Source organism: Massilia sp. CT11-108, from assembly GCF_047302915.1.
GTDB classification, from domain to species: domain Bacteria; phylum Pseudomonadota; class Gammaproteobacteria; order Burkholderiales; family Burkholderiaceae_D; genus Telluria; species Telluria orientalis.
Genome location: NZ_JBKYMO010001141.1, coordinates 1 through 620, shown reverse-complemented (window position 1 = coordinate 620; position 620 = coordinate 1). Strand labels below are relative to the sequence as shown.

The following is a 620-nucleotide window of genomic DNA, read 5'->3' as shown; positions in this document are numbered from 1 at the left end:
ATCGCCACGTGGGCCGGCGCCGGCGTCGCGGCGCTGGCGATGGCCGGCACGGTGGCCGGCATCGATGCGCTGATGCGTCGTGACGATCATTAGGAGCGCCCTGCGGACGCGCTGAAGCGAGGCGCTTGTCAGTACCGCAGCAACTCGCATTGCGCCATCGTGAAACCTTTTCCAGGTTCAGGCGCAATCTGGGGAAACGTTACCGTGTAGCGCTCGGACTCCTCGCCCGCAATACGGGTCGGAATGAAGTCCACTGGGACATCCTTCACGGACAGCTGGAACAATGCCGGATCGCTCGCGAACGCGCCCAGAGGCGCAAGTGCGAGGATGCCGGCAAGGACGACAAGGCGCTTCATTCAACCTCCTGGCATTCGATTCGGGATAGATACGACATAGTCCAAGGCCGTCCTGTCTTGATTCCCGAAAATCTGGCTGGTGCCACCGGCGCCGTCGAGTTGGCGGCGCCAGGCGCTTCAAGCCGTTTCCAGCCTGAACATGCGGATCGTGTCGTTCAGCGTATGCGCCCGCTCCTGCAGGGCCTGCGCCGCGCCTGGACGTGTTGCAGCAGGCCGTGCACGATCTCAACGTCCTGCAGAAGGGGCGCGCGGTCGATGCGGGCA

Annotated in this window: 1 protein-coding gene; it reads right to left on the bottom strand. The window is 64.0% G+C overall.

All coding sequences use genetic code 11. From position 1 onward, the window contains the following. Positions 1 to 128: 128 nt before the first annotated feature. Complete coding sequence (locus ACEN88_RS33635) at positions 129 to 356, bottom strand: hypothetical protein (RefSeq protein ID WP_413346684.1); 228 nt, start codon at positions 354 to 356, stop codon at positions 129 to 131. Positions 357 to 620 lie beyond the last annotated feature (264 nt).

Coding starts and splice junctions, on each gene's coding strand:
- ACEN88_RS33635 (WP_413346684.1), bottom strand. CDS start 356: ATGAAGCGCCTTGTCGTCCTTGCCGGCATCCTCGCACTTGCGCCTCTG.